We start from the raw sequence: 21021 nt of genomic DNA on the forward strand, positions 1-21021 counted from the left end.
CAAAGATCCGGTGTGGACGGTTGCGCGCGGAGCCCTACCAGTGTTCGCTATCGGCAACCGGGTCGCCGAGTGTGGCGCAGCCGTACCCTCGCGCAGGGGGTCGGACGCCACGCTCCGTCGTAGTTGGAGGAGTGAAAGCAGTGGTCGCCGCGGGAGACGCTGATCAGTCAAGCGTCGCCGAGAGGCTCGGCATCAAGCCCGAGATGGTGGTCCAGGAGATCGGCTGGGACGAGGACGTCGACGACGACGTCCGCGCGGCGATCGAGGAGCAGATCGGCGGGGAAATCCTCGACGAGGACGCCGACGAGGTCATCGACGTGGTGCTGCTGTGGTGGCGCCAGGACGACGGTGACCTGGGAGACGCGCTCATCGACGCACGAGGCCCCCTGGAGGAGACCGGCGTGATCTGGGTGCTGACCCCGAAGACGGGACAGCCCGGGCACGTCGAGCCGAGTGAGATCGCCGAAGCCGTGCCGGTCGTCGGACTCGCCCAGACCGCCAACATCAGTGTCGGTGCGAACTGGCTCGGCACGAGGCTGGTGTCCCCCAAGTCGAAGTCGAAGCAGCGCTGAACAGGTCCCGCCCGGCTGACACGATAGGGTTGTCGTCGCAGGCACGTGTCCGTACGGGAGAGGAAACGCGGTATGACCGTCGAGGTCGGTTCTGAGGCCCCTGACTTCACGCTCAACGACTACAACAAGCAGCCGTTGCAGCTGTCGTCCTTCCGGGGCGACAAGCCGGTGCTGGTGGTCTTCTACCCGTTCGCGTTCAGCGGCATCTGCACCGGCGAGCTGTGCCAGCTTCGTGACGAGTTCGCCGACTACGACGGCAAGGGCGTCCAGATCCTGGGCGTCTCGGTCGACACGCCCTTCTCGCTCAAGGCGTGGGCCGAGAAGGAGGGCTACCAGTTCCCGCTGCTGTCCGACTTCTGGCCGCACGGCGAGGTGGCTCGCGCTTACGGCGTCTTCAACGAGCAGGCCGGCCTGGCGGTCCGCGGCACGTTCCTGATCGACACCTCCGGTGTGGTCAGGTTCGCCGAGGTCAACGCGCCGGGCGAGGCGCGTGACCAGCAGGGCTGGAAGAAGGCTGTGGCCGAACTGGCTTGAGTTTTCCGGACGGCGGCTCCCTGGATTTGGGGGCCGCCGCCCGAAGGGCGCATAGCTCAGCGGAAGAGCACTCGGTTTACACCCGAGCGGTCGCAGGTTCGAACCCTGCTGCGCCCACCACCGGAACGAACCTCCAGATCGCTTAAGAGCGGGGCGTCACGGGGTCTCGGCCAGCACGGCTTCCGTGGGAGACCCGGCCTGGACCAGACGCTGCCGAAGCCGAGCCGTCTGTCTCCGGAACGCTCGTTCGTGGAGTTCGGGGTTCATCGTGGCCACGGTCTTCCACGCCTCGACCGCGCTGTGGTCGGCGCGAAGTGCCTCTTCGTGCCTGCCCAAGACGCGGAGGCTGAACGCCCGGTTGACCAAGAGTTCGGCGAGGGCGGGCAGGTGGCGCAGGGGCTCGGCGTCGGCGAGTTCCCGGCGGATGACGACGGCTTCGTCGTTCAGGCTGAGCGCTTCCCGGTGGCGGCGGAGAGCGCGCAGCGTGCACGCGTGGTTGTTCAGGGAGTAAGCGACGTCGGAAAGGTAGCGTCCGGGCTCCGCGTCGGCCAGTCTGCGGCGAATGGCGATGGCTTCCTCACCCGGGCCAAGTGCCTCCTGGACGCGGCCCATATCCTGCAGGATGCCGCCGAGGTTGCTGAGGGATTCGGCGAGGCCGGGGAGGTGGCACCGGGGTTCGGTGTCGGCGAGCTTCCGGCGGATGGCGAGTGATTCCTTGGTGTGATCGAGCGCCTTCTGGTACCGGCCCAGACCGTGCTGGGTCGTTCCGAGGTTGCTGAGTGAGTGAGCGAGGTCGGGAAGGTAGCGCTCGGGCTCTGTCTCGGCGAGTTCCCGGAAAATGGTGACGGCTTCCTCGGCCGGCTCGAGTGCCTCCTGATATCGCCCCAGGCCGGGCATGGTGGTTCCGAGATCGATCAGGGCGCGAGCCAGCCGGGGAAGGTGGCGTTCGGGTTCTGCCTCGGCGAGTTCCCGCCGGATGGCGATGCCTTCTTCGTTCAGGTCGAGCGCCTCTTGGAAACGGCCGAGGGCGTGCAGGATCCCGGCTAGGTTGCCCAGTGAATCGGCGAGGCCGGGGAGGTGGGGGCCACGCTCGGCGTCAGCCAGTTCCCGGTGAAGGGTGACGCTTTCCTCGGCCACGTCCAGCCCCTCTCGATAGTGCCCGAGGCTACGCAGGGTGGCCCCGCGGTGCCCCAGGGCCTGGGCGAGGTCGGAGAGGTGGGGGCCGGGGTCGGTATCGGCGAGTTCCCGGCAGATGGCGACGGCTTCCTCGCCTGGGGCGAGTGCCTGCCTGTCTCGTCCCAGACGTTCGAGGGCGGCCGCGAGATTGCTGAGAGCGTGGGCGAGGTCGGCGAGGTGGCAGGGATCGACGTCGGCGAGTTCCCGGCAGATGGTGACCGCTTCCTCGGCCGAGGCGAGCATCTCCCGGTAACGGCCCAACTTGTCCAAGGCGCCGCTGAGGGCGAACAAAGCCCCGGCGAGGTCGAGGAGGTGGCGTTCGGGCTCCGCCTCGGCGAGTTTTCGGCAGTTTTCGACGAACAGAGTGGCCAGCGCAGCCCGGATGCGCGGAAAGCGGCCGTTCGCGGGAGACGTCGAAGTACGGGCCAGATGTCCCGGGTCCGTGATACGGGTGTGGTCGACCAAGGCGGCGATCGCGCGGTCGACGGCGTGGTCGGGGGCACTGGTGTCCAGGAGTGCGGTGATGACCGGGGACAGCGGTGGGCCGTCGCGGTCGAGGAGCGCCATGAGCAGCTCGAGAGCGTCGGGAAAATCGCCGTGCGCGCGAACCAGGACCGGTGTGGCGACGGCGATGTCGCCGGGCTCGAGCAGATCGGCGCGTCCGAGCGTGTCCAGCATCAGGCGATCACCGACCAGGTGCGGACGCACCCCCAGGCGCTCGTCCGGCCCGTTCGGGTAACGGTTCCGTGCCCAGCGAGCCACGGCGAAGCGGGATTCATGAGCGGCGTCCGAGGCGAATTGAGGAACTCGACGCAATGCTTCCGCGGCCTCCTCGGCACTCTTCGCCGGAATCAGCATCAGGACAGTCACGGCCTCGGCCAGCACTTCGACGTCGCAGCCGGCCGGCAGAGAAGCCGGCCCCAGCTCCCAGGCCCGCATTTCCCGGTCCACGAGTTCGGCCATGAGCGTGGCCATGGACAGTTCGCGGGCGTCGGTGTTCCCGAGGGTCGTGAGCAGGGCGCGGGCGTGCAGGATCAGCATCGTGTCCTGGTTCGTGCCGACCGGGCGATCCGGTAGCTCCGGATGCCGGACACCGAACGCTGCGGCGTAAGCGACGGTCGTTTCCTCGAACCAGCGGCGTCGATCAGCCTCCTCGCCGATGGCTGCCAGCCGGTCGACCTTGGACACCTGCGGCAGCATCGTGTCCGGCAACCGAAGTGCCTTCGGATCTCTGCATAGCAACAGCAGCCGCACCAGCGCCGGGTTGCGAAGCGCCGGTAGCAGCAGCCGCTCCAGGTTGGGCTCACGGTCGGCGTCGTCCACCAGAACGAGCGTGGGATCACCGGCCGCCACGACCCGCTCCAGCACTCCGTCGACCGGTCCGGTCAGCCAACCTGCTGCCCATCCCGCGGGCAAGGACTCCGCCACGGCCAAGGCCAGCCTGCTCTTGCCCACTCCCGCCGGCCCGGCGACCACCCGTGCCACGCCCGCCTCCGGTGCCCGTTCCACGCACCAGGCAACCAAGGCGTCCCGCGACTTCACCTGGCCCCACAACCGAGTCGGGCTGAACGGCGCCGTCAGCCAGGCCACCGCCGCCGGCACGCCCCCGACTCCCGGCTCAGGCACTTCCGGTGGCGGCGGCCGCAATGGCGCCAGCACCAGGTCACGCGCAGCCCGCGCGGCCCGCTGATCGCGCACGCCCTGCCATATCGAGAGACCGGTTTGCGCTCCAACCAGCACCACCGCGGCGCACACCAGCATCCAGGTAGCGCTGTCGGTGACCAGATTCGTCACCAGGCCCAATCCGGCCGCAATCATCACGGCCGCCACGGGGTGCCACCACCGCACGAGCAACCGGGCCATGACCACGCGTCCCATGGCGGGGGACAGTAGCTGTCCGACTCGGCGACCCGGGTACGGCAAGCAACCGCGGCCGCGGGGCCAAGATAACAACGGCGAACCGCGGGCATTGCACCCGCGCGGACGCAGCCGGAGTACCGTCCGGCTGCGCTCGCCGCCGCTGGCTATCCCACCGGCGCCGGCTCCGGGGCCGTCGTCACCGTGCGGCTCATCGACCGGACCAGCAGCGCCAGTCCCGCGAACAGCACCGCCGCGATCACCCCCGTCACGTTCACCGCTGTCGTGAACGCCTCTTTCGCCTGGTCCGCCACCTCCGCGCGAGCCACGTCCGCCGCGAGCGTCGTCCCGGCCGGGAACACCCCGTGGTACACCGCCGTCGCCGTCAGGCCGATCAGGGCCAGCCCCAGTGAGCCGCCCAGGTAGTTGCCCGTGTCCGCCATCGAGGCCGCCGAACCCGCTCGCTCCGGCGGGACCGAACCCATCACCAGGCTGATGCCCAGCGCGAACAGCGGGCCCGTGCCCAGCGTCAGCACCGCGATGCCCACCATGACCAGCCCCGCGCCGTCGGTGAAGGTCAGTAGCAAGCCGCCCGCCGCCGAGACCGCCAGGCCGCCCGCGATCGCCGTGGCCGGGGTCAGCCGGCGGGTCAGGGACGGCGCCGTCATCGTGCCCGCCGCGACGCCCAGCCCCATCGGCGCGAACAGCAGCGCCGACATGAGCGGCGAATACCCCAGGACGCTCTGCAGGTACTGCGTCACGAGCAAGCCGACGCCGGCCATCGCGACCCCGGCGACCACCAGCGCGACCAGCACCGCGGTGAACAGCCGGTTGCGGAACAACCGCAGGTCCAGCAGCGGCGACGACGTCGTCAGCTGGCGACGGACGAACACCGCGCCGAGCGCGGCCCCGGCGGCGATCGCGACGAGCGGCACGAGCAGCTCTCCGGTGGTCAGCTGCTTCAGGCCGAACACGATCAGCAGCACGGCCGCCAGCGAGAGGCCGACGCCGGCGAAGTCGAGCCGTCCGGACGCCGGCGCCCGGAACTCCGGCAGCAGGATCGGCCCGGCGACCAGCAGGAGACCCATCGCCGGGACGGCGACCAGGAAGACCGAGCCCCACGCGAAGTGCTGCAGCAGGAACCCGGCGAGCACCGGGCCGGCCGAGCCGCCCGCGAACTGGCACGTGGCCCAGATCGAGATCGCCTTCCCGCGCTGCCGGTCGTCGCGGAACATGTTCGTGATGAGGGCGAGCGTCGACGGCATCAGCGTCGCCCCGGCGATGCCCAGCGCGCCGCGGGTCACGATGAGCATCGCGGGGCTGGTGGAGAACGCGGCGACGACCGACAGGGCCGCGAAGGCGGCGCCGCCGATGAACAGCAGCCGGCGCCGGCCGATCCGGTCGCCGAGGGTGCCCATGGTGATCACGAACCCGGCGACGACGAAGCCGTAGCTGTCGGTGATCCACAACTGCTCGGTGGCGCTCGCCCCGAGGTCGGCGCTGAGCTGCGGCAGCGCCAGGAACAGCGAGGTCATGTCCATCGCGACGAGCAGGGTGGGGAGCACGAGCACCGTCAGCCCCAGCCACTCCCGCCGTCCGGCCGGCTTGTCCATTTCGACTCCTTTTCGGTGGTCAATCACCCGGAGGTCGGAGCCGCGCGCCGCGACCGGACACGGCTCGATGAGACCTGCGTCACAGCGCGCCCGGGATCCGTTCGACGAGCCACCGTCGTGCCCCGGTGACCGGGATCCTTGTCAGAATCCGACGGTGGAACGCGGGATTTATTGGCACATAAGCAAAAAAGCGCCGCGAGCGGTAACGGGTGATCGGTGGCCACCGACAGGGATGGCGGCAAGTGACCAACTCACCCGAGGGGGAACCTGTGAAGGGTTCAGGGTTTTTGAAACGAGCCGCCGCCATCGTCGCGGTGCCCGTGCTCGCCGTGCTCGTGGGGGCCGGGCCGGCGCAGGCGCAGACGGTCGCCACCGGATCGCTGTCGTTCAGCGGCGACCCGGGCGACTACATCAGCGGGGGCGCCGCCTACGCCTACTCGACGGAGGCGAAGGACCGGCTCACCGTCAACGGGTCGGAAGACCGCAACCACATCGCCGTGAGCGTCAGCGGCTTCAACAGCGACTGGTGGTACCTCGACTTCGCTGCGCCCAGCGGCGAGGCGCTGACCGCCGGCACCTACGCCGGCGCGACCCGGTACCCGTTCCAGGGCGCCGGCGCGCCGGGTCTGAGCCTGGACGGCAACGGCCGGGGCTGCAACACGCTCACCGGCACGTTCGCCATCCAGAACGTGGTCTTCGGGCCGCACGGCTACGTCCAGACGCTCGACGCCACCTACGAGCAGCACTGCGAAGGCTTCGAAGCGGCTGCGCGCGGTGAAGTGCACATCGCGAACCCGCCGGCGCCGCCGGAGCTCGCGATCGGGCTGAAGGTCGCCACCGACGGCACCGCCAGCACGCTCAACGGCAACGCGTACCTGCACGGCACCGTGGCCTGCACCGCCCCGGCCCAGGTCACCCTGAGCGGCACCGCGACGCAGGTCAAGCACAACGTCATCATCCGCGGCAACTACTCCACCCAGGTCGCCTGCACGCCGGGCGCCCCGGTGTCGTGGACGGCGACCGCGGTGCCGGCGGGCACCACGCCGTTCCAGAAGGGGAAGGCGGAGGTCGTCACCCAGGCGACCGCGCTGGACCCGGTCTACAACACCAACGTCTCGGTCGACGACACCAGCGTCGTCACCCTGACCAAGGGCTGAGCACCGAGCCGTGGGGCCGCCGCGCGAGGCGGCCCCACGGCCTAATACTGCAACGGCAGTTAGTGACGTTGTGGTAGATCATCCTGGTGGTGGTCGATGTGGCGATGGAGCAGCTGGACCGGGTGCATGAGCGGATCGCGGGCCGGTTCGCGCGGTCGGAGCCGCGGGCTCGGGCGCGGGGGTATGTGTCCGGGCTGGTCGCAGGCCTGGAGCGGAAGAACGGCTGGACGCTGGCCGAGCAGGCCGGTGAGGTCTCGCCGGACGGGATGCAGCGGCTGCTGCGCTGGGCGGACTGGGACATCGACGGCGTCCGTGACGACGTTCGCGACTACGTGATCGAGCATCTCGGCGAGCCCGGTGGTGTGCTGATCGTGGACGACACCGGGTTCCTGAAGAAAGGCACGCGTTCGGCCGGGGTGCAGCGGCAGTACTCGGGAACCGCTGGTCGGATCGAGAATTGCCAGATTGGGACGTTCCTGGCCTATGCCGGTGGTGGCGGGCATGCGCTGATCGACCGGGAGCTGTATTTGCCCGAGCCGTGGATCGCCGACCCGGACCGGCGCCGGCGGGCAGGGATCCCGGCCGGGACCGAGTTCGAGACCAAACCACGCCAGGCCATGGCGATGCTGGCGCGGGCGTTCGCCGCGAAGGTGCCGTTCGCGTGGATCACCGCCGACGAAGCGTATGGGCAGGTCAAGTACCTGCGGTTGTGGCTGGAAGCCCACGACGCCGCGCACGTGCTGGCCACCAAAGTCAACGACACCCTGGTCACCACCGACGGTCGCGAAGCCCGGGCCGACGAGCTGATCGCCGAGTTGCCTGCTCGGGCGTGGCGGCGGTTGTCGGTCGGTGCCGGGGCGCACGGGCCGCGCGAGTACGACTGGGCGCGGGTGCCGATCCGGATCGGCTGGCAGGCCGGGCGCGGGCACTGGCTGCTCGCCCGCCGTTCACTCTCGGATCCGACCGAGATCGCTTACTACGTCTGCTACGGACCTCGCCGTTCCAGCCTGCTGAACCTGGCCTGGATCGCCGGTACTCGCTGGCGGATCGAGGAGTGCTTCCAGCAAGCCAAGAACGAAGCCGGACTCGACCACTACCAGGTCCGATCCTGGCGGGCCTGGTATGCCCACATCACCCTGGCCATGCTCGCTCACGCCTGGCTCGCGGTCTCCCGATCCCTTGTCGCAAAGGGGGAACCGGCGTCGCTGAGCCGGGCATGATCGGATTCACGCTACCGGAGATCCGACGCCTGCTCACCAAACTCGTCCTGCGTGTCGCCGACGCCGCAGACCACATCTGGGCCTGGTCCCGCTTCCGTCGGCGGCGACAGCACCAAGCTCGCCTCAGCCACTACAAACGCCGCGGCTACCCACTCACGTAACTGCCGTTGCAGTACTAAGCCGCGTGCCAGGCGTGGCCGGCGAAGGCCTCGTCGAGCGGCGCCCCGGTCAGTCGGTTCGCGAACGTCGAGAGCGTGTACGTCCCGATGCCCAGCACCACTTCCAGGGCGTTCCGCGCCGTGTACCCAGCGCCGGTGAAAGCGGCCAGCTCCGAAGGCGGGACGTCGCCCGTCGTGTCCATGACCGTCAGCACGAACCGCCGCAACGCCTCCAGTTTCGGCGAAGGCAGCGAAGTCTGTGCACGCAATGCTGCCACCAGCTCCGGTGCAGCGGACAAGCCTTGCAGGGAAGCCGTGTGCATCGCCACGCACAGGTGACAGCCGTTCCGCGCCGCCACCGTCATGACCAGTACTTCGCGGTCCAGCGCCGGCAGTGTCGTCGACTCGAAGATCGCGTTGAGCTTCAGGAAACCGTTCAGCAGTTCGGGGGACGTCGCCAGGCGCGCGACGGCGGACGGGACGCGGCCGAACTTCTTCGCGGTGGCCGCCATCGCCGGGCGGGCGGCCGGGGGTGCAGACTCCGGGGTGTGATCGGGGAACAAGACGTCTCCAGACGTAGTATCGACAACGTGATTGTCGAAACAGTAAACCTGGTTGTCGAAAAAGGCAAGGGGCGATGACCGACGCGCCCGGCTACGAGCTGCCCTTCCTGCTCTTCGGCGGCTTCCGCACGCTCATCGACCGCCTCCACGCCGAGCTCGCGCGCCGCGGACACCCCGACGTCCGCCCGTCCTACGGCTTCGCGATGCAGGCCATCGGCGTCCAGGGCGCGACGGCGTCGGAGATCGGGCGCCGCCTCGGCGTGTCCAAGCAGGCGGCCGGCAAGACGGTCGAGCGGCTCGAGGCGCTCGGGTACGCCGAGCGCGCCGACGACCCGGACGACGCGCGCCGCAAGATCGTACGGCTCACCGCGCACGGCGTCGACGCGCTCACGAAGTCCGCGGAAATCTTCGACGACCTGCGCAAGGAGTGGGCCCACACGGTCGGCCCCGAACGCATCACCGCGCTCGAGACCGACCTGCGCGCGGTCGTCGGCCCCGCGGCCTACCGGCTCGACGCGGCCGGCTGGTTCAGCAGCTAGTAGCCGCAGCCCGGGTCGGGCGCGTCCTCCGACAGCGGGCTGCCCGCCGGGAGCACGTAGAGGACTTCCAGCACCAGCGGCGTCGTCCCGAGGTTGCGGCCGATGTGCACCTGGTCGGGCTTCTCCGTGAACGCGCGCCCGGTGCCGAAGACGCCGTCGAGGCTGCAGTCGGCCAGGTTGTGGGTGAGCGTCCCGGCTTTCACGTACGCGTAGAGCGTGCCGTCGTGGAAGTGCCAGCCGGTGTAGCCGCCGGGCTGAATGGTGATCTCCCGCACCGTGTAGTCGGTGTGGCCGATGGTCTTCTGGGTCAGGATCGTGCCGGTGACGCCGCTGCCGGGCGTCGCGGACGCGGTCGAAGGCACCAGCGTGACGGCCAGTGCGGTGGCGGCGAAGATCGTGCAGATTTTGCGCATCGGGCTGTACTCCTCAGGTCCGGCGCAGGGTGCGCCGCATCATCTTGCCCGATTCGGTGCGCGGCAGGCGATCGGTGAAGTCGAACCGCTTCGGCGTCTTGAAGCCGGCCAGTTCGCCGCGGCAATGTTCGGCCAGCCGCGCGGCCAGGGCGTCGTCACCGGGGACGCCGGGCACCGGCTCGACGACGGCGACGACCCGCTGTCCCCATTCGTCGTCCGGCTCGCCGATCACCGCCGCGTCGGCGACGTCCGGGTGGCCGAGCAGGCGTGCCTCGATCTCGGCGGGGTAGATGTTGACGCCGCCGGAGAGGATCAGGTCGGTCCGCCGGTCGAGCAGGAACACGCGGCCTTCGGCGTCGCGGTAGCCGAAGTCGCCGACGGTGATGAACTCCCCGGACCGCGCGGCCGCGGTCTTCTCCGGGTCGCCGAGGTAGTCGAGCGCGGTGTGGGCGGAGCTGAAGTAGATCGTGCCCGGCTCGCCGTCCGGCACCTCGGCACCGTCGTCGTCGACGATCTTCAGCCGCACGCCGGTCAGCGGCCGGCCCACGGTTCCCGGCGCTCCCAGCCACTCGGCAGCCGTGACGCCGCAGATGAGGCCTTCCGACGCGCCGTAGTACTCGTGCACCACCGGGCCGAGCCAGTCGATCATCCGCTCCTTGACCTCGCGCGGGCAGGGCGCCGCGCCGTGGATCACGCTCGTGAGGCTCGACGTGTCGTACCGCGCGCGGACGTCCTCGGGCAGCCGCAGCATCCGGTGGAACATGGTCGGCACCAGGTGGGTGTCGGTGACGCGGTGCTCTTCGATGAGCCGGAGCGTCTCTTCGGCGTCGAAGCGGTCCATCAGCACCGCGCTGTGCCCGAGGTGCATCGCGTTGACGGCGAACGAGCCGGGCGCGGCGTGGTAGAGCGGGCAGGCCACCAGGTGCACACCCGGCCCCGGCAGGACGTCGAACCTCGCCAGGAGATCGCGGTGGATCGGGTGCAGCGACGGCGGTTTCCCGCTCAGAGCGCGCCGGACGCCCTTGGGCCGCCCGGTCGTGCCCGACGTGTAGAGCATCGTCTGGCCGGCAGTCCGCGGTTCCGGTGAGGTCGACGGCTCGTCCTGGCCCCAGGACGCGTAGTCGCCCCAGCCCCCGGCCGGGCCGACCGAGAAGCGGGGCAGGTCGAGGTCGCATTCCCGCGCGATGTCCGCCTCGGCGACGACGACCCGCGCGCCGCTGTTCTCCACCACGTAGGCGATTTCGGCGGGCGACGACCGGTAGTTGACCGGGGTGAAGTACATCCCGGCCTGCAGCGTGGCGAACAGCAACTCGAAGTAGGGGAGTCCGTTGTGGACGATCGCGACGACGCCGTCGCCTTCGCCGAGGCCCAGCCGGTGCAGTGCGTGCGTCAGCCGGTTCGCCCGCGCGGCCAGTTCGCCGAACGTCGCGGCCGTGCCGTCCGGCGCGAGCACCGCGAGGCGGTCCGGGTGCTGCTCTGCCACGTCGAAGAAGGTGCTCACGTTCCGCACGCTACCGGGTACGGTGCGACGCATGGACGCGGAGCTTTTCGGGCAGGTGCTCGGTGCGGTGCGGGAGTTCGTGCGCAAGGAGGTCGTGCCGCGCGAGGCGGAGATCGACGAGCGCGACGAGATCCCGGCGGAGATCCGGGAGAAGGCCGCCGAGCTGGGCCTGTTCGGCTGGGCGCTGCCCGAGGAGTACGGCGGCCTCGGCCTGGGCATGGCCGAAGACGTCCGGCTCGCCATCGAGCTCGGCCACACGACGCCCGCGTTCCGGTCGCTGTTCGGCACCAATAACGGCATCGCAGGCCAGGCGATCGTGCACTACGGGACGCCCGACCAGCGCACCCGCTGGCTGCCCCGGCTGGCCGCGGGGCAGGCGATCGCGTCGTTCGCACTCACCGAGGCCGAGGCCGGCTCGGACCCGGGCGGGCTGACCAGCCGCGCGGTCCGCGACGGCGACCGCTACCGGCTGTCGGGCACCAAGCGGTTCATCACCAACGCGCCCCTGGCGGAGGTCTTCGTCGCGTTCGCGCGCACCGACCTCGAGAGCACCGGCAGCCGCGGCATCTCGGCGTTCCTGGTGTGCGCCGGCGCGGAGGGCGTCACCGTCGGCCCGCACGACGCCAAGATGGGCCAGGCCGGCGCGTGGACGTCGGAGGTGGTCTTCGACGACGTCGAGTTGTCCGCCGACGCGCTGATCGGCGAGGAGGGCAAGGGCTTCGGCATCGCGATGGCCTCGCTCGCCCGCGGCCGGCTGCACATCGCGGCCCTGTGCGTCGGCATGGCGGAGCGCGCGCTCGCCGAAGCCGTCGAGTACGCGCGGACGGCGCGCCAGGGCGGCCGGGTGATCGGCGAGTACCAGCTCGTGCAGGCGCTGCTGGCCGAGTCGCACGCCGAGCTGGCGGCCGGGCGCGCGATGGTGCACGAAGCCGCCGCGAAGTACGACTCGGGCGAAGACCGCAAGCTCGGGCCGTCGTCAGCGAAGCTGTTCTGCACCGAGATGCTCGGCCGCGTCGCCGATCGCGCGGTCCAGGTGCACGGCGGCATGGGGTACGTCCGCGGCGTCACGGTCGAGCGGATCTACCGCGACGCGCGGCTGTTCCGGATCTACGAGGGCACCAGCGAGATCCAGAAGCTCGTCATCGCGCGCCAGCTGCTCAAGGACTGAACTTGCGCTGGAGTCCACTCCAGGACTTAGCGTCGGGGGATGACCACTGCACAGCACAAGATCGGCTCGGGTTTCGGCGCCGAGAGCACGGCGGCCGAGGTCGTGGCCGGGATCGACCTGACCGGCGAGCTCGCGATCGTCACCGGCGGCTATTCGGGCATCGGTCTGGAGACGACGCGGGCGCTGACGGCGGCGGGCGCGCACGTCGTCGTTCCGGCGCGCCGCAGCTCGACGGCCGAAGAAGCGTTGCGGGGCTTCGAAAACATCGAGATCGACGAGCTGGACCTCGGTGACCTCGACAGCGTGCGGGCTTTCTCCGAGCGGTTCCTCGCTTCGGGGCGCGGGATCGACGTCTTCATCGGCAGCGCCGGGATCATGGCGTCGCCCGAGACGCGCGTCGGGCCGGGCTGGGAGGCGCAGTTCGCGACCAACCACCTCGGGCACTTCGCCCTGGTGAACCGGCTCTGGCCGGCGTTCACCCCGGGCGCGCGGGTGGTCTCCGTGTCCTCGCGCGGCCACCACTACGGCCCGGTGCGCTTCGACGACCTCGAATTCCGGCAGGGCTACGACAAGTGGCTCGCCTACGGGCAGGCGAAGACGGCGAACGTCCTCTTCGCGGTCCAGCTCGACAAGCTGGCGCGCGACCGCGGTGTCCGCGCGTTCGCCCTGCACCCGGGCCGGATCCTCACCGACCTCGTGCGCCACCTCGACCGTCAGGAACTCATCGACGCCGGCATGGTCGACGCGGAAGGCCGGGTCACCGGCGGTGCGAAGACGCCGGAGCAGGGTGCCGCGACGCAGGTCTGGGCCGCGACGTCCCCGCAGCTCGACGGCCTCGGCGGCGTCTACCTCGAGGACTGCGACATCGCCGAGCCCGCCCCCGCCGACGGCGGCCGCACGGGCGTCAAGGACTACGCGATCGACCCGGCGCAGGCCGAGCGGCTGTGGGCGGTGTCGGCGGAGCTCACCGGAGTGAGCGCCTTCTAGAGCTTCGCCAGGAGCAGGTCGATCTCGTCCTCGGTGTTGTAGTAGTGCACCGACGCGCGGACCATGTCCGGCAGGTCGCGCGCGGTGAAGTCGAACTGGGCGGACGTGCGCGTCGACAGCGACGTGTTGATCCCGGCCTCGGCCAGCCGCTTCTTGATGTCCACCGCCGGGGTGCCGTCGACGCTGAAGGTGACGATGCCGCACTTGCGGGCGCCGGCGTCGTGGACGCGCGCTCCGGCTTCGGTGAGCCGGGCGCGCAACGTCGCGGCCAGCGACGCGACGCGCGTTTCGACGGCCGGCAACCCCCACTCGAGCGCGTAGTCGATGGCCGCGCCGAGGCCGAACACCGCCGCGAAGTCGCGCTCCCACACCTCGAAGCGCTTGGCGGTCGGGTCGACGACGTACTCGTCGGGCGCCGACCAGGTCGCCGAGTGCAGGTCGAGCATCGCGGGCTCCAGCCGTTCGCGCAGCCGCGGGTGCACGTACAGGAAGCCGGTGCCGCGCGGCCCGCGCAGGTACTTGCGGCCGGTCGTCGAAAGCGCGTCGCACCTGAGGCGCGTGACGTCGAGGTCGACCTGGCCGGCCGACTGGCACGCGTCGAGCAGGAACGGGATGCCGGCCGCTTCGGCGACCGCGCCGATCTCCTCGGCCGGGTTGACCAGGCCGCCCTGGGTGGGCACGTGGCTGACGGCGATCAGCTTGACGTCGCCGTCGACGCGCCGTCGCAGGTCCTCGACGTCCAGCTGGCCCGACTCGTCGTCGCCGACCACTTCGACGACCGCGCCGGTGCGCCGCGCGACCTGCAGGAACGCGATGGCGTTGCTGGCGTACTCCGCGCGGGAGGTGAGGATCCGGTCTCCGGTCTCGAACGGAAGCGCGTAGAACACCGCCTGCCACGAGCGGGTCGCGTTGTCGGTGAGCGCGATGTCGTCGGGTTCGGCGCCGACGAGCCGCGCCGCCGACGCGTACACCGCGTCGAGGCGGTCCTGTGCTTCGGCGGCCGCTTCGTACCCGCCGACCAGCGCTTCGTGGCGGAGGTACTCGACGACGGTGTCGGTCACGACGGCCGGCGGGAGCGCGGAACCGGCGTTGTTGAAGTGGACCACTTCGGCGCAGCCGGGCGTTTCACGGCGGGCGCGGTCGACGTCGAAGGCCATGTGAACTGAATACAGTACGGCCCATCTGTATGCAATACTGCGAACGTGGCCCGGACCCCGCTGCGCAGCGACCTCATCGAGGAGATCACCACCCGCGTGCTCGACGGGCGGCTCGCCGCCGGCGCCCGCGTCAACGAGGTGCACCTTGCCCGCGAGCTGGGCGTCAGCCGGACGCCGTTGCGGGAGGCGCTGATCGGGCTCGCCGACCGCGGCCTGCTCGTTTCCGCGCCGGGCCGGGGGTTCCTGGTGCCGCCGTTCGACCCGGACGAGGCCCGCCGCCTCTACCCGCTGGTGGCCGAGCTCGAAGCGCTCGCCCTGCGCTGGACGTCGCCGCTGGAGCTGGCCGGGCTGCCGGACGCGCTCGACGCCGTCGCCGACGAGATGGCCATGGCGCTGGATCGGGGCGACGATCTGTCCGAAGTGGACGAACGGTGGCACGCGCTGCTGCTGTCCCGCTGCCCGAATCCGCACCTGCTGCGGTTGATCGGGCAGACCAAGCCGCTGCTCAAGCGGTACGAATCGTGCTACTTCGGCGGGGCCGCGCGCGCCGGGGAGAGCATCGGCGAGCACCGCCGGATCGCCGCCGCCCTGCGCGACGGCGACCTGCCGGCCGCGTCCGCGGTGCTCGTCCGCAACTGGGTGAAAGCACTGGCGTACCTGGGGAAGGACGAAAGATGATCATCGCGCACCTGAGCGACCTGCACCTGGACGACGGACCGCGGGCCGAAGAACGCGTCGCCGCGGTGATGGCGTACCTCGGCGAGCTGACGGTCGACGCCGTCGTCGTCACCGGCGACATCGCCGACCACGGCGCGGCGTCGGAGTACGCGCGGGCAGCCGAGTTGCTCAAGCACCCGGCGCCGGTGCTGGTCTGCCCGGGCAACCACGACGTCCGCGCCGAGTTCCGCACCGGTTTGCTCGGCCTGCCGGCTTCCGACGCGCCCATCGACTTGGCGCGGGAGGTCGACGGCGTGCTGTTCGCGCTGTGCGACTCGACGATCCCGGGTCGCGGCGCGGGTTTCCTGGCCGACGCCAGTTTGGAGTGGCTCGACGAGACGCTTTCCGGCGGCGACGGTCCGGCGTTCGTGGCGTTCCACCACCCGCCGGTCGAGGTCGGCGTTTCGCTGGTCGACGCGATCCGGCAGACAGGGGAGGACCGGCTGGCGGCGGTGCTGGCCCGCCATCCGCGCGTGGTGGCGCTGCTGGCCGGGCACGTGCACACGGGCGCGTCGACGACGTTCGCGGGGGTGCCGCTGCGCATCGCCCCGGGGGTGGTTTCGTCGTCGCTGCTGCCGGTGGAGCCGGGCGCCGGCCGCGGCTGGGACGAAGGCGGGCCGCTGGACTTCGAGCGGCCGCCTTCGCTGCTGCTGCACGTCTTGCACGACGACGGCCGGGTGACCAGCCACCACCGCGTCGTCTGAGGCGCCGCTTTCACGTGAAAGCGGCGCTCGGGCGTCAGCCGCCGAACACCGGCAGCGTGATCTTCGACGGCCGCGCGGCGTCGTGGAACACCTCGAACCGGTTCGGCTTCCCGTTCACCGCCGAGGTGACCGGCTCGTCCGTCCCGTGGTTGCGCGCGAACCGCGGGAACGCCCCGCCCGCCACCTGGACGCGCAGCCGGTGACCGCGGCGGAAGCGGTAGGCCGTCGGGTCGAGCGTCACCTCCGCCGTCACCACGCCGTCCGCGTCCGCCGACGGGAAACCGGGCCGCAGCCGGAGGATCCCGTCCGTCACGTTGCGGGATCCCCCGCCGGAGTCGACGTCGCACAGCCGGACGTACACGTCGGCGTGCCCGATCTCCGTGCGCACGTGCACGGTCGCCGTCACCTCGCCGATGACGTCCAGGTCCGACGGCAGCGGCTCGCCGGTGAACACCAAGACGTCCGGCCGCGCCTCGACTTCCTGGTTGTCGCGCTGCTTCCACTCGCCCGTCAGCAGCGGCCCGCCGACCGCCGGCGTCGGGTCGGCCGGGTCGTAGGTGAACGTCGTCGGCAGCGCCTCGTCGCCGGCCCGTTCGCCGAGCCCGCCGATCGGGCGCAGGTGGGACGCGGTCGCCGTGGACGGCGGCGGCCACGACTCGAAGTCCAGCCAGGTGCCGGCGCCCTGCAGGAACAGCCTGACCGGCGCGCGCTGCAGGAAGGTGCGGTCGCCGAGCAGGTGGGCACGCAGGAAGCCGAGCTGGTCCCGGATCATCGGGCCCGTGCTGGCCGGCTCGCCGTGCGCCCACGGCCCGATCGTGAGCCGCGGCGCCTTGCCCGCCTCGGCGAGGGTCCGGAAGTCGCGCAGTTGCGAGCCGATGAACAGGTCGTACCAGCCGGTGACCATCGACACCGGGACGTCGAGCTTCGCGACTTCGGCGCTGTGGTCGGACATCGTCCAGTAGTCGTCGTCCGGCACGAAGTGCTCGGTGATGTCCTGCAGGAACCGCACCGGCTTCCCGATCGCGGCGACGTCGGCGCGGCTCAGCGGCAGGAACGACATCGCCTTGCGCGTCTTGCGCTTCTGCAGCGGGTTCGGCAACGCGGCGAAGCGTTCTTCCTGACGGCCGATCATCGCCGACCACGACACCATGTTGTCCGCCGCGAGCACGCCGCCCGGGTAGAACGTGGGGATGAACGACGACGCCGTGACGCCGAGGCACATAGCGGCCAGCGGCGGGTCGAGGTACGGGCCGACCGCCCACTGCGTGTGCCCTAGGTAGCTGGCGCCCGCCATGCCGATGGTGCCGTCGCACCACGGCTGCGCGCGCAGCCATTCGGCGGTCGCGACGCCGTCCTCGCGCTCGAGGTGGAAGGGCCGGAACTCGCCGCCGGAGCCGAACGAGCCGCGGGTGCTCTGGATGACCGTCTGCAGCCCGTGCCGGGCGAAGGTGTCGCCGAAGAGCTTCGAGAGGATGCCCTTGCGCCCGTACGGCGTGCGGATCAGCACCACCGGCGCCGACGTCGTCCCGGCCGGGGCGTACCGGTCGGCGAGCAGCGTGACGCCGTCGGGCATCGGCACGGTGAGGTCGCGCGTCACGACCGGATTCGGGCCTTCGGCACGGGGGAGCCCGAGCATCTTGTCGACAAGTCGGTCCAGCACGGGTGCCCAGCCTTCCGAAGTGGAGTACTGCCTTCCGGATCCGACGATACCGGCAGCCGGGCCCGCCTGCCGCCACTAGCGCACCCGGGCGAGCGTCTCCGGCCGCAGCAGCCTGGCCAGCTCTTCGACCGGGATCAGGCCCTTCTCGACGACGAGCTCGGCGACCCCGCGTCCGGTCGCCAGCGCCTCCTTCGCGATCTCCGTCGCGGCCGCGTAGCCGATGCTGGGGTTCAGCGCCGTGACGAGGCCGATCGAGTTCTCGACGTAGGAGCGCAGGACGTCGACGTTCGCGGTGATGCCCGAAACGCACTTCTCCGCCAATACCCGGCATGCCGCGCCCAGGTGCGTGATGCTCTCCGAGAGCGCGTGCAGGATGATCGGCTCGAACGCGTTGAGCTGCAGCTGCCCGGCCTCGGCGGCCATCGTCACGGTGACGTCGTTGCCGATCACCTCGAAGGCGACCTGGTTGACCACCTCGGGGATGACGGGGTTGATCTTGCCGGGCATGATCGACGACCCGGCCTGCACCGGCGGCAGGTTGATCTCGTTGAGCCCGGCGCGCGGACCCGACGACAGCAACCGCAGGTCGTTGCAGCTCTTCGAGAGCTTGACGGCGATCCGCTTGAGCACCCCGGACAGGTGCACGAACGCGCCGCAGTCCTGGGTCGCCTCGACCAGGTCCGCCGCGGTGACGACCGGCAGCCCGGTGATCTCGCGCAGGTGGCGGCACGCGGCCTCGGCGTAGCCCGGCGCGGTGTTGAGGCCGGTGCCGATCGCGGTCGCGCCGAGGTTGATCTCGTGCAGCAGCGCGACGGCTTCGTTCAGCCGCAGGCGGTCCTCGCCGAGCATCACCGCGTAGGTGCCGAACTCCTGGCCGAGCGTCATCGGGACCGCGTCCTGCAACTGCGTGCGGCCCATCTTCAGGACGTCGTGGAACTCGACGGCCTTCGCGGCGAACGCCTGCTCCAGCACGACCATCGCCGCGGAGAGCTCGCGCACGGCGATGATCGTCGCGACGTTGACCGCGGTCGGGTAGGCGTCGTTCGTCGACTGCCCGAGGTTGACGTGCTCGTTGGGGTGCACGACGTGGTAGTCGCCCTTCGCGTGCCCGAGCAGCTCGAGCGCGCGGTTCGCGATGACCTCGTTGGCGTTCATGTTGGTCGACGTCCCGGCGCCGCCCTGGATGACGTCGACGACGAACTCGCCGTGCAGCGCGCCTTCGCGGATCTCTTTGCAGGCGGCACAGATCGCGTCGGCGATCCCGGGTTCCAGCAGCCCCAGTTCGGCGTTGGCGCGCGCCGCCGCCTCCTTCACCGCGGCCAGGGCTTCGATCAGGTGCGGGTAGGCGGCGATCGTGGTGCCGGTGATGGGGAAGTTCGCCCGGGCGCGGGCGGTGTGCACGCCCCAGTACGCGTCGGCGGGGACGTCCTCGTCGCCCAGCAGGTCGTGTTCCCGGCGGGTGGTCACAGCGTGCTCCCCACGGAGAGATTTCCGGTGAAACGCAGGTTTTCCGGGCCCGGCGGGACGTCCGCGCCGCACAGTTTCAGCGCCGCGGCCAGCACCGGGTACCGCGCCCGGTCGCCGCCGTCGGCGATCTTGAACGCGATCGCCGTGCCGTCCGGCAGCGCGGCGATCTGGACGGCCTCGAAGCCGTCCTTCGCGATCAGCCCGGGCACCGCGCGCATGACGGCGGTGACGTCGCGGCGGCTGCCGCCGACCAGCTCCGGGTGCGTCCGGATCCCGTCGGCGACCAGGTGGTCGGGCGTGCCGGGCGCGGCTGTGGCGATCTTCGCCACGGCGGTGGCGAGCCCCCGCAGCGTCGTCGCGAAGAGCGGCGCGCCGCAGCCGTCCACGGCGACCCCCTCGATGCCGTGCCCGGTCAGGTCCTCGACGGTGGCGGCGATCGCGCGCTGCAGCGGGTGGGCCGGATCGAGGTAGCCGTCGGTGCTCCAGCCGTTCAGGTCGCACGTCGCGAGCATCGCCGCGTGCTTGCCGGAGCAGTTGTGCGCGAGCCGGCCCGGGGCGCGGCCGGTCGCGACCCAGTGGTCGCGCTCGATCGGGTCGTACGGGAAGTCCGCGGGGTTGCCCAGCGCGTCGGGGGAGCGTCCGCCGAGGACTTCCCGGGCGGCGTCGAGGTGCATCGGCTCGCCGGAGTGGCTGGCCGCCGCGATGGCGAACCCGGCGGGGGACAGGCGCAGCCCGAGCCGCGCCATCGCGGTGGCCTGCAGTGGTTTCGCCGTCGACCGCGGGTACATCGTGGCGTCCGGGTCGCCCGCGGCGAAGAGCGTGGTGCCGTCCGGGGCGAGCACGATCGCGGAGCCGTGGTGCACGCCCTCGACCATGCCGTCGCGCACCACCTCGACCAGGGGTTCGTGGTTCACCGGCCCGCCCCGTTCACGATGCTGGTGAGGGTGGCTTCGACGTGCGTGAGGTGCGCGGTCATGGCGGCGACGGCGGCGCTTTCTTCGCCGCTCTCGATCGCCGCGACGATCTCCCGGTGCTCGACGTTCGACTGCCGCCGCCGGTCGCCGAGCTGGTTGAGGAAGGCGGACTGGCGGGCCAGCGCGTCCCGGATCTCCTCGATCACCTTCCCGAAGGCGGGGTTGCCCGAGGCCTGGGCGATGGTGATGTGGAAGAGCGAGTCGAGCGCGACCCAGGCGGTGTTGTCGGTCTCGGCGTCCATCCGCTCGACGAGGTGACCGAGCAGGTCGAGGTCGTCTTGGTCGCGCCTCAGGGCGGCATACCCGGCGACCGGGATCTCGACGTGCCGGCGCACCTCGATGAGGTCGCGGGCGGAGTAGGGCCCGAAGGTGGGGTTGTCGGCGGGCCCGGCGGCGGTGACGAAGGTGCCCTTGCCGGTCTTGGACTCGGTCATGCCGAGGGCCTGCAGGCCGCGCAGGGCTTCCCGGATGACCGACCGGCTGACCTCGAACTCCCTGCTCAGGGACGCTTCGGAGGGAAGCTTGGCGCCGACGGGGTAGTCCCCGCGTTCGATCAGCTGCCGAAGGTGGGCCAGCACGGCCTCCATGGCGCTGACCCGACGGGGAACGCCTTGTCCGGCTGTCTGGCTGTCAGACAGGTTCATGTGGTCGATGTTCGGCTGGGCGGAGGCCGATGTCAACGAGAGCGGCGGCCGCTGTGGCTCACCTCACCGGTCCGCGGTTCGGCGAGCCGCCGCCCGACCTCACCGGCGTCCCCGCGTGACCGCCCGACAGCGCCCGGTGCCCACCCGCCGCACCGTGATCACCACCGCCCGAAAAGGGTGCGCGTCGCAGCGGCGGAACACCTCTCGCGAGGAGCAGAATCGACCCGACGAGCGCGTGTC

General features: G+C 70.9%; 19 protein-coding genes and 1 tRNA gene. 10 read left to right on the forward strand and 10 right to left on the reverse strand.

The genetic code is table 11. The annotated features are described in order from the left end of the window. Nucleotides 1-140: 140 nt before the first annotated feature. The 3 genes from AB0M59_RS43575 to AB0M59_RS43585 all read left to right on the forward strand — a co-directional run bounded on the left by AB0M59_RS43575 (nt 141) and on the right by AB0M59_RS43585 (nt 1226). Nucleotides 141-572, forward strand: coding sequence for a DUF3052 domain-containing protein (locus AB0M59_RS43575; protein ID WP_364627535.1), 432 nt, complete (start codon nt 141-143; stop codon nt 570-572). A gap of 72 nt (nt 573-644) precedes the next feature. Next, nucleotides 645-1106: a peroxiredoxin gene (locus AB0M59_RS43580; protein WP_364627536.1), complete on the forward strand. Its 462-nt coding sequence runs from the start codon at nt 645-647 to the stop codon at nt 1104-1106. Between the two features lie 45 nt (nt 1107-1151). Continuing rightward, a tRNA-Val gene (locus AB0M59_RS43585) sits at nt 1152-1226 on the forward strand. Nucleotides 1227-1262: 36 nt separating this feature from the next. Here AB0M59_RS43585 and AB0M59_RS43590 read toward each other — a convergent pair. Together AB0M59_RS43590 and AB0M59_RS43595 are read right to left on the reverse strand one after the other, a co-directional pair. Further along, a complete protein-coding gene (locus tag AB0M59_RS43590) occupies nt 1263-4160 on the reverse strand; it encodes a tetratricopeptide repeat protein (protein WP_364627538.1) in 2898 nt (965 codons plus the stop codon). A gap of 146 nt (nt 4161-4306) precedes the next feature. Beyond that, nucleotides 4307-5752 (reverse strand): MFS transporter, encoded by a 1446-nt coding sequence (locus AB0M59_RS43595; protein WP_364627539.1) that lies wholly within the window; start codon nt 5750-5752, stop codon nt 4307-4309. A 287-nt stretch (nt 5753-6039) separates the two neighbouring features. Here AB0M59_RS43595 and AB0M59_RS43600 point away from each other — a divergent pair, with 287 nt between their 5' ends. After that, entirely contained in the window at nt 6040-6909 is an 870-nt protein-coding gene (locus AB0M59_RS43600; RefSeq protein WP_364627541.1) for a hypothetical protein, read from the forward strand. Between the two features lie 86 nt (nt 6910-6995). Continuing rightward, nucleotides 6996-8129 (forward strand): IS701 family transposase, encoded by a 1134-nt coding sequence (locus AB0M59_RS43605; RefSeq protein ID WP_364627543.1) that lies wholly within the window; start codon nt 6996-6998, stop codon nt 8127-8129. Between the two features lie 175 nt (nt 8130-8304). On the opposite strand, the gene AB0M59_RS43610 is transcribed toward AB0M59_RS43605, so the two are convergent. Then, nucleotides 8305-8799, reverse strand: a complete 495-nt coding sequence (locus AB0M59_RS43610; RefSeq protein ID WP_364627567.1) for a carboxymuconolactone decarboxylase family protein — start codon at nt 8797-8799, stop codon at nt 8305-8307. Nucleotides 8800-8924: 125 nt separating this feature from the next. On the opposite strand from AB0M59_RS43610, the gene AB0M59_RS43615 reads away from it, so the two are divergent. After that, nucleotides 8925-9389: a MarR family winged helix-turn-helix transcriptional regulator gene (locus AB0M59_RS43615; protein ID WP_364627545.1), complete on the forward strand. Its 465-nt coding sequence runs from the start codon at nt 8925-8927 to the stop codon at nt 9387-9389. Here the strand turns inward: AB0M59_RS43615 and AB0M59_RS43620 are convergent. Together AB0M59_RS43620 and AB0M59_RS43625 are read right to left on the reverse strand one after the other, a co-directional pair. Then, nucleotides 9386-9802 (reverse strand): cupin domain-containing protein, encoded by a 417-nt coding sequence (locus AB0M59_RS43620; protein WP_364627547.1) that lies wholly within the window; start codon nt 9800-9802, stop codon nt 9386-9388. The two genes, AB0M59_RS43615 and AB0M59_RS43620, sit on opposite strands and share 4 nt — an antisense overlap. 13 nt (nt 9803-9815) lie before the next feature. Further along, nucleotides 9816-11303, reverse strand: a complete 1488-nt coding sequence (locus AB0M59_RS43625) for an AMP-binding protein (protein ID WP_364627549.1) — start codon at nt 11301-11303, stop codon at nt 9816-9818. A gap of 31 nt (nt 11304-11334) precedes the next feature. On the opposite strand from AB0M59_RS43625, the gene AB0M59_RS43630 reads away from it, so the two are divergent. Then, nucleotides 11335-12471, forward strand: a complete 1137-nt coding sequence (locus AB0M59_RS43630; RefSeq protein ID WP_364627551.1) for an acyl-CoA dehydrogenase family protein — start codon at nt 11335-11337, stop codon at nt 12469-12471. A gap of 39 nt (nt 12472-12510) precedes the next feature. After that, nucleotides 12511-13458 carry an SDR family NAD(P)-dependent oxidoreductase gene (locus AB0M59_RS43635; RefSeq protein ID WP_364627553.1) on the forward strand — a complete coding sequence of 316 codons (948 nt, stop codon included), beginning with the start codon at nt 12511-12513 and terminating at the stop codon, nt 13456-13458. On the opposite strand, the gene AB0M59_RS43640 is transcribed toward AB0M59_RS43635, so the two are convergent. After that, complete coding sequence (locus AB0M59_RS43640) at nt 13455-14615, reverse strand: aminotransferase class V-fold PLP-dependent enzyme (protein WP_364627554.1); 1161 nt, start codon at nt 14613-14615, stop codon at nt 13455-13457. The two genes, AB0M59_RS43635 and AB0M59_RS43640, sit on opposite strands and share 4 nt — an antisense overlap. A gap of 45 nt (nt 14616-14660) precedes the next feature. On the opposite strand from AB0M59_RS43640, the gene AB0M59_RS43645 reads away from it, so the two are divergent. Together AB0M59_RS43645 and AB0M59_RS43650 are read left to right on the forward strand one after the other, a co-directional pair. Continuing rightward, complete coding sequence (locus AB0M59_RS43645) at nt 14661-15293, forward strand: GntR family transcriptional regulator (RefSeq protein WP_364627556.1); 633 nt, start codon at nt 14661-14663, stop codon at nt 15291-15293. Then, the gene (locus tag AB0M59_RS43650) at nt 15290-16036 is read left to right on the forward strand and encodes a metallophosphoesterase (protein ID WP_364627557.1); all 747 of its coding nucleotides are present in this window, start codon (nt 15290-15292) and stop codon (nt 16034-16036) included. The genes AB0M59_RS43645 and AB0M59_RS43650 overlap by 4 nt, the downstream gene beginning before the upstream one ends. Nucleotides 16037-16070: 34 nt before the next feature. Here AB0M59_RS43650 and AB0M59_RS43655 read toward each other — a convergent pair whose 3' ends face one another. The 4 genes from AB0M59_RS43655 to AB0M59_RS43670 form a co-directional block, all read right to left on the reverse strand. Next, complete coding sequence (locus tag AB0M59_RS43655) at nt 16071-17696, reverse strand: CocE/NonD family hydrolase (RefSeq protein WP_364627559.1); 1626 nt, start codon at nt 17694-17696, stop codon at nt 16071-16073. 75 nt (nt 17697-17771) lie between these two features. Further along, entirely contained in the window at nt 17772-19163 is a 1392-nt protein-coding gene (aspA, locus tag AB0M59_RS43660) for an aspartate ammonia-lyase (protein ID WP_364627560.1), read from the reverse strand. Next, nucleotides 19160-20077, reverse strand: coding sequence for an asparaginase (locus AB0M59_RS43665; RefSeq protein ID WP_364627562.1), 918 nt, complete (start codon nt 20075-20077; stop codon nt 19160-19162). Before AB0M59_RS43665 ends, aspA begins: the two co-directional genes overlap by 4 nt. Then, nucleotides 20074-20724 (reverse strand): FadR/GntR family transcriptional regulator, encoded by a 651-nt coding sequence (locus tag AB0M59_RS43670; RefSeq protein ID WP_364627568.1) that lies wholly within the window; start codon nt 20722-20724, stop codon nt 20074-20076. The genes AB0M59_RS43665 and AB0M59_RS43670 overlap by 4 nt, the downstream gene beginning before the upstream one ends. Nucleotides 20725-21021: the final 297 nt, after the last annotated feature.

Source organism: Amycolatopsis sp. NPDC051371 (assembly GCF_040682155.1).
Taxonomy (GTDB): Bacteria; Actinomycetota; Actinomycetes; order Mycobacteriales; family Pseudonocardiaceae; genus Amycolatopsis.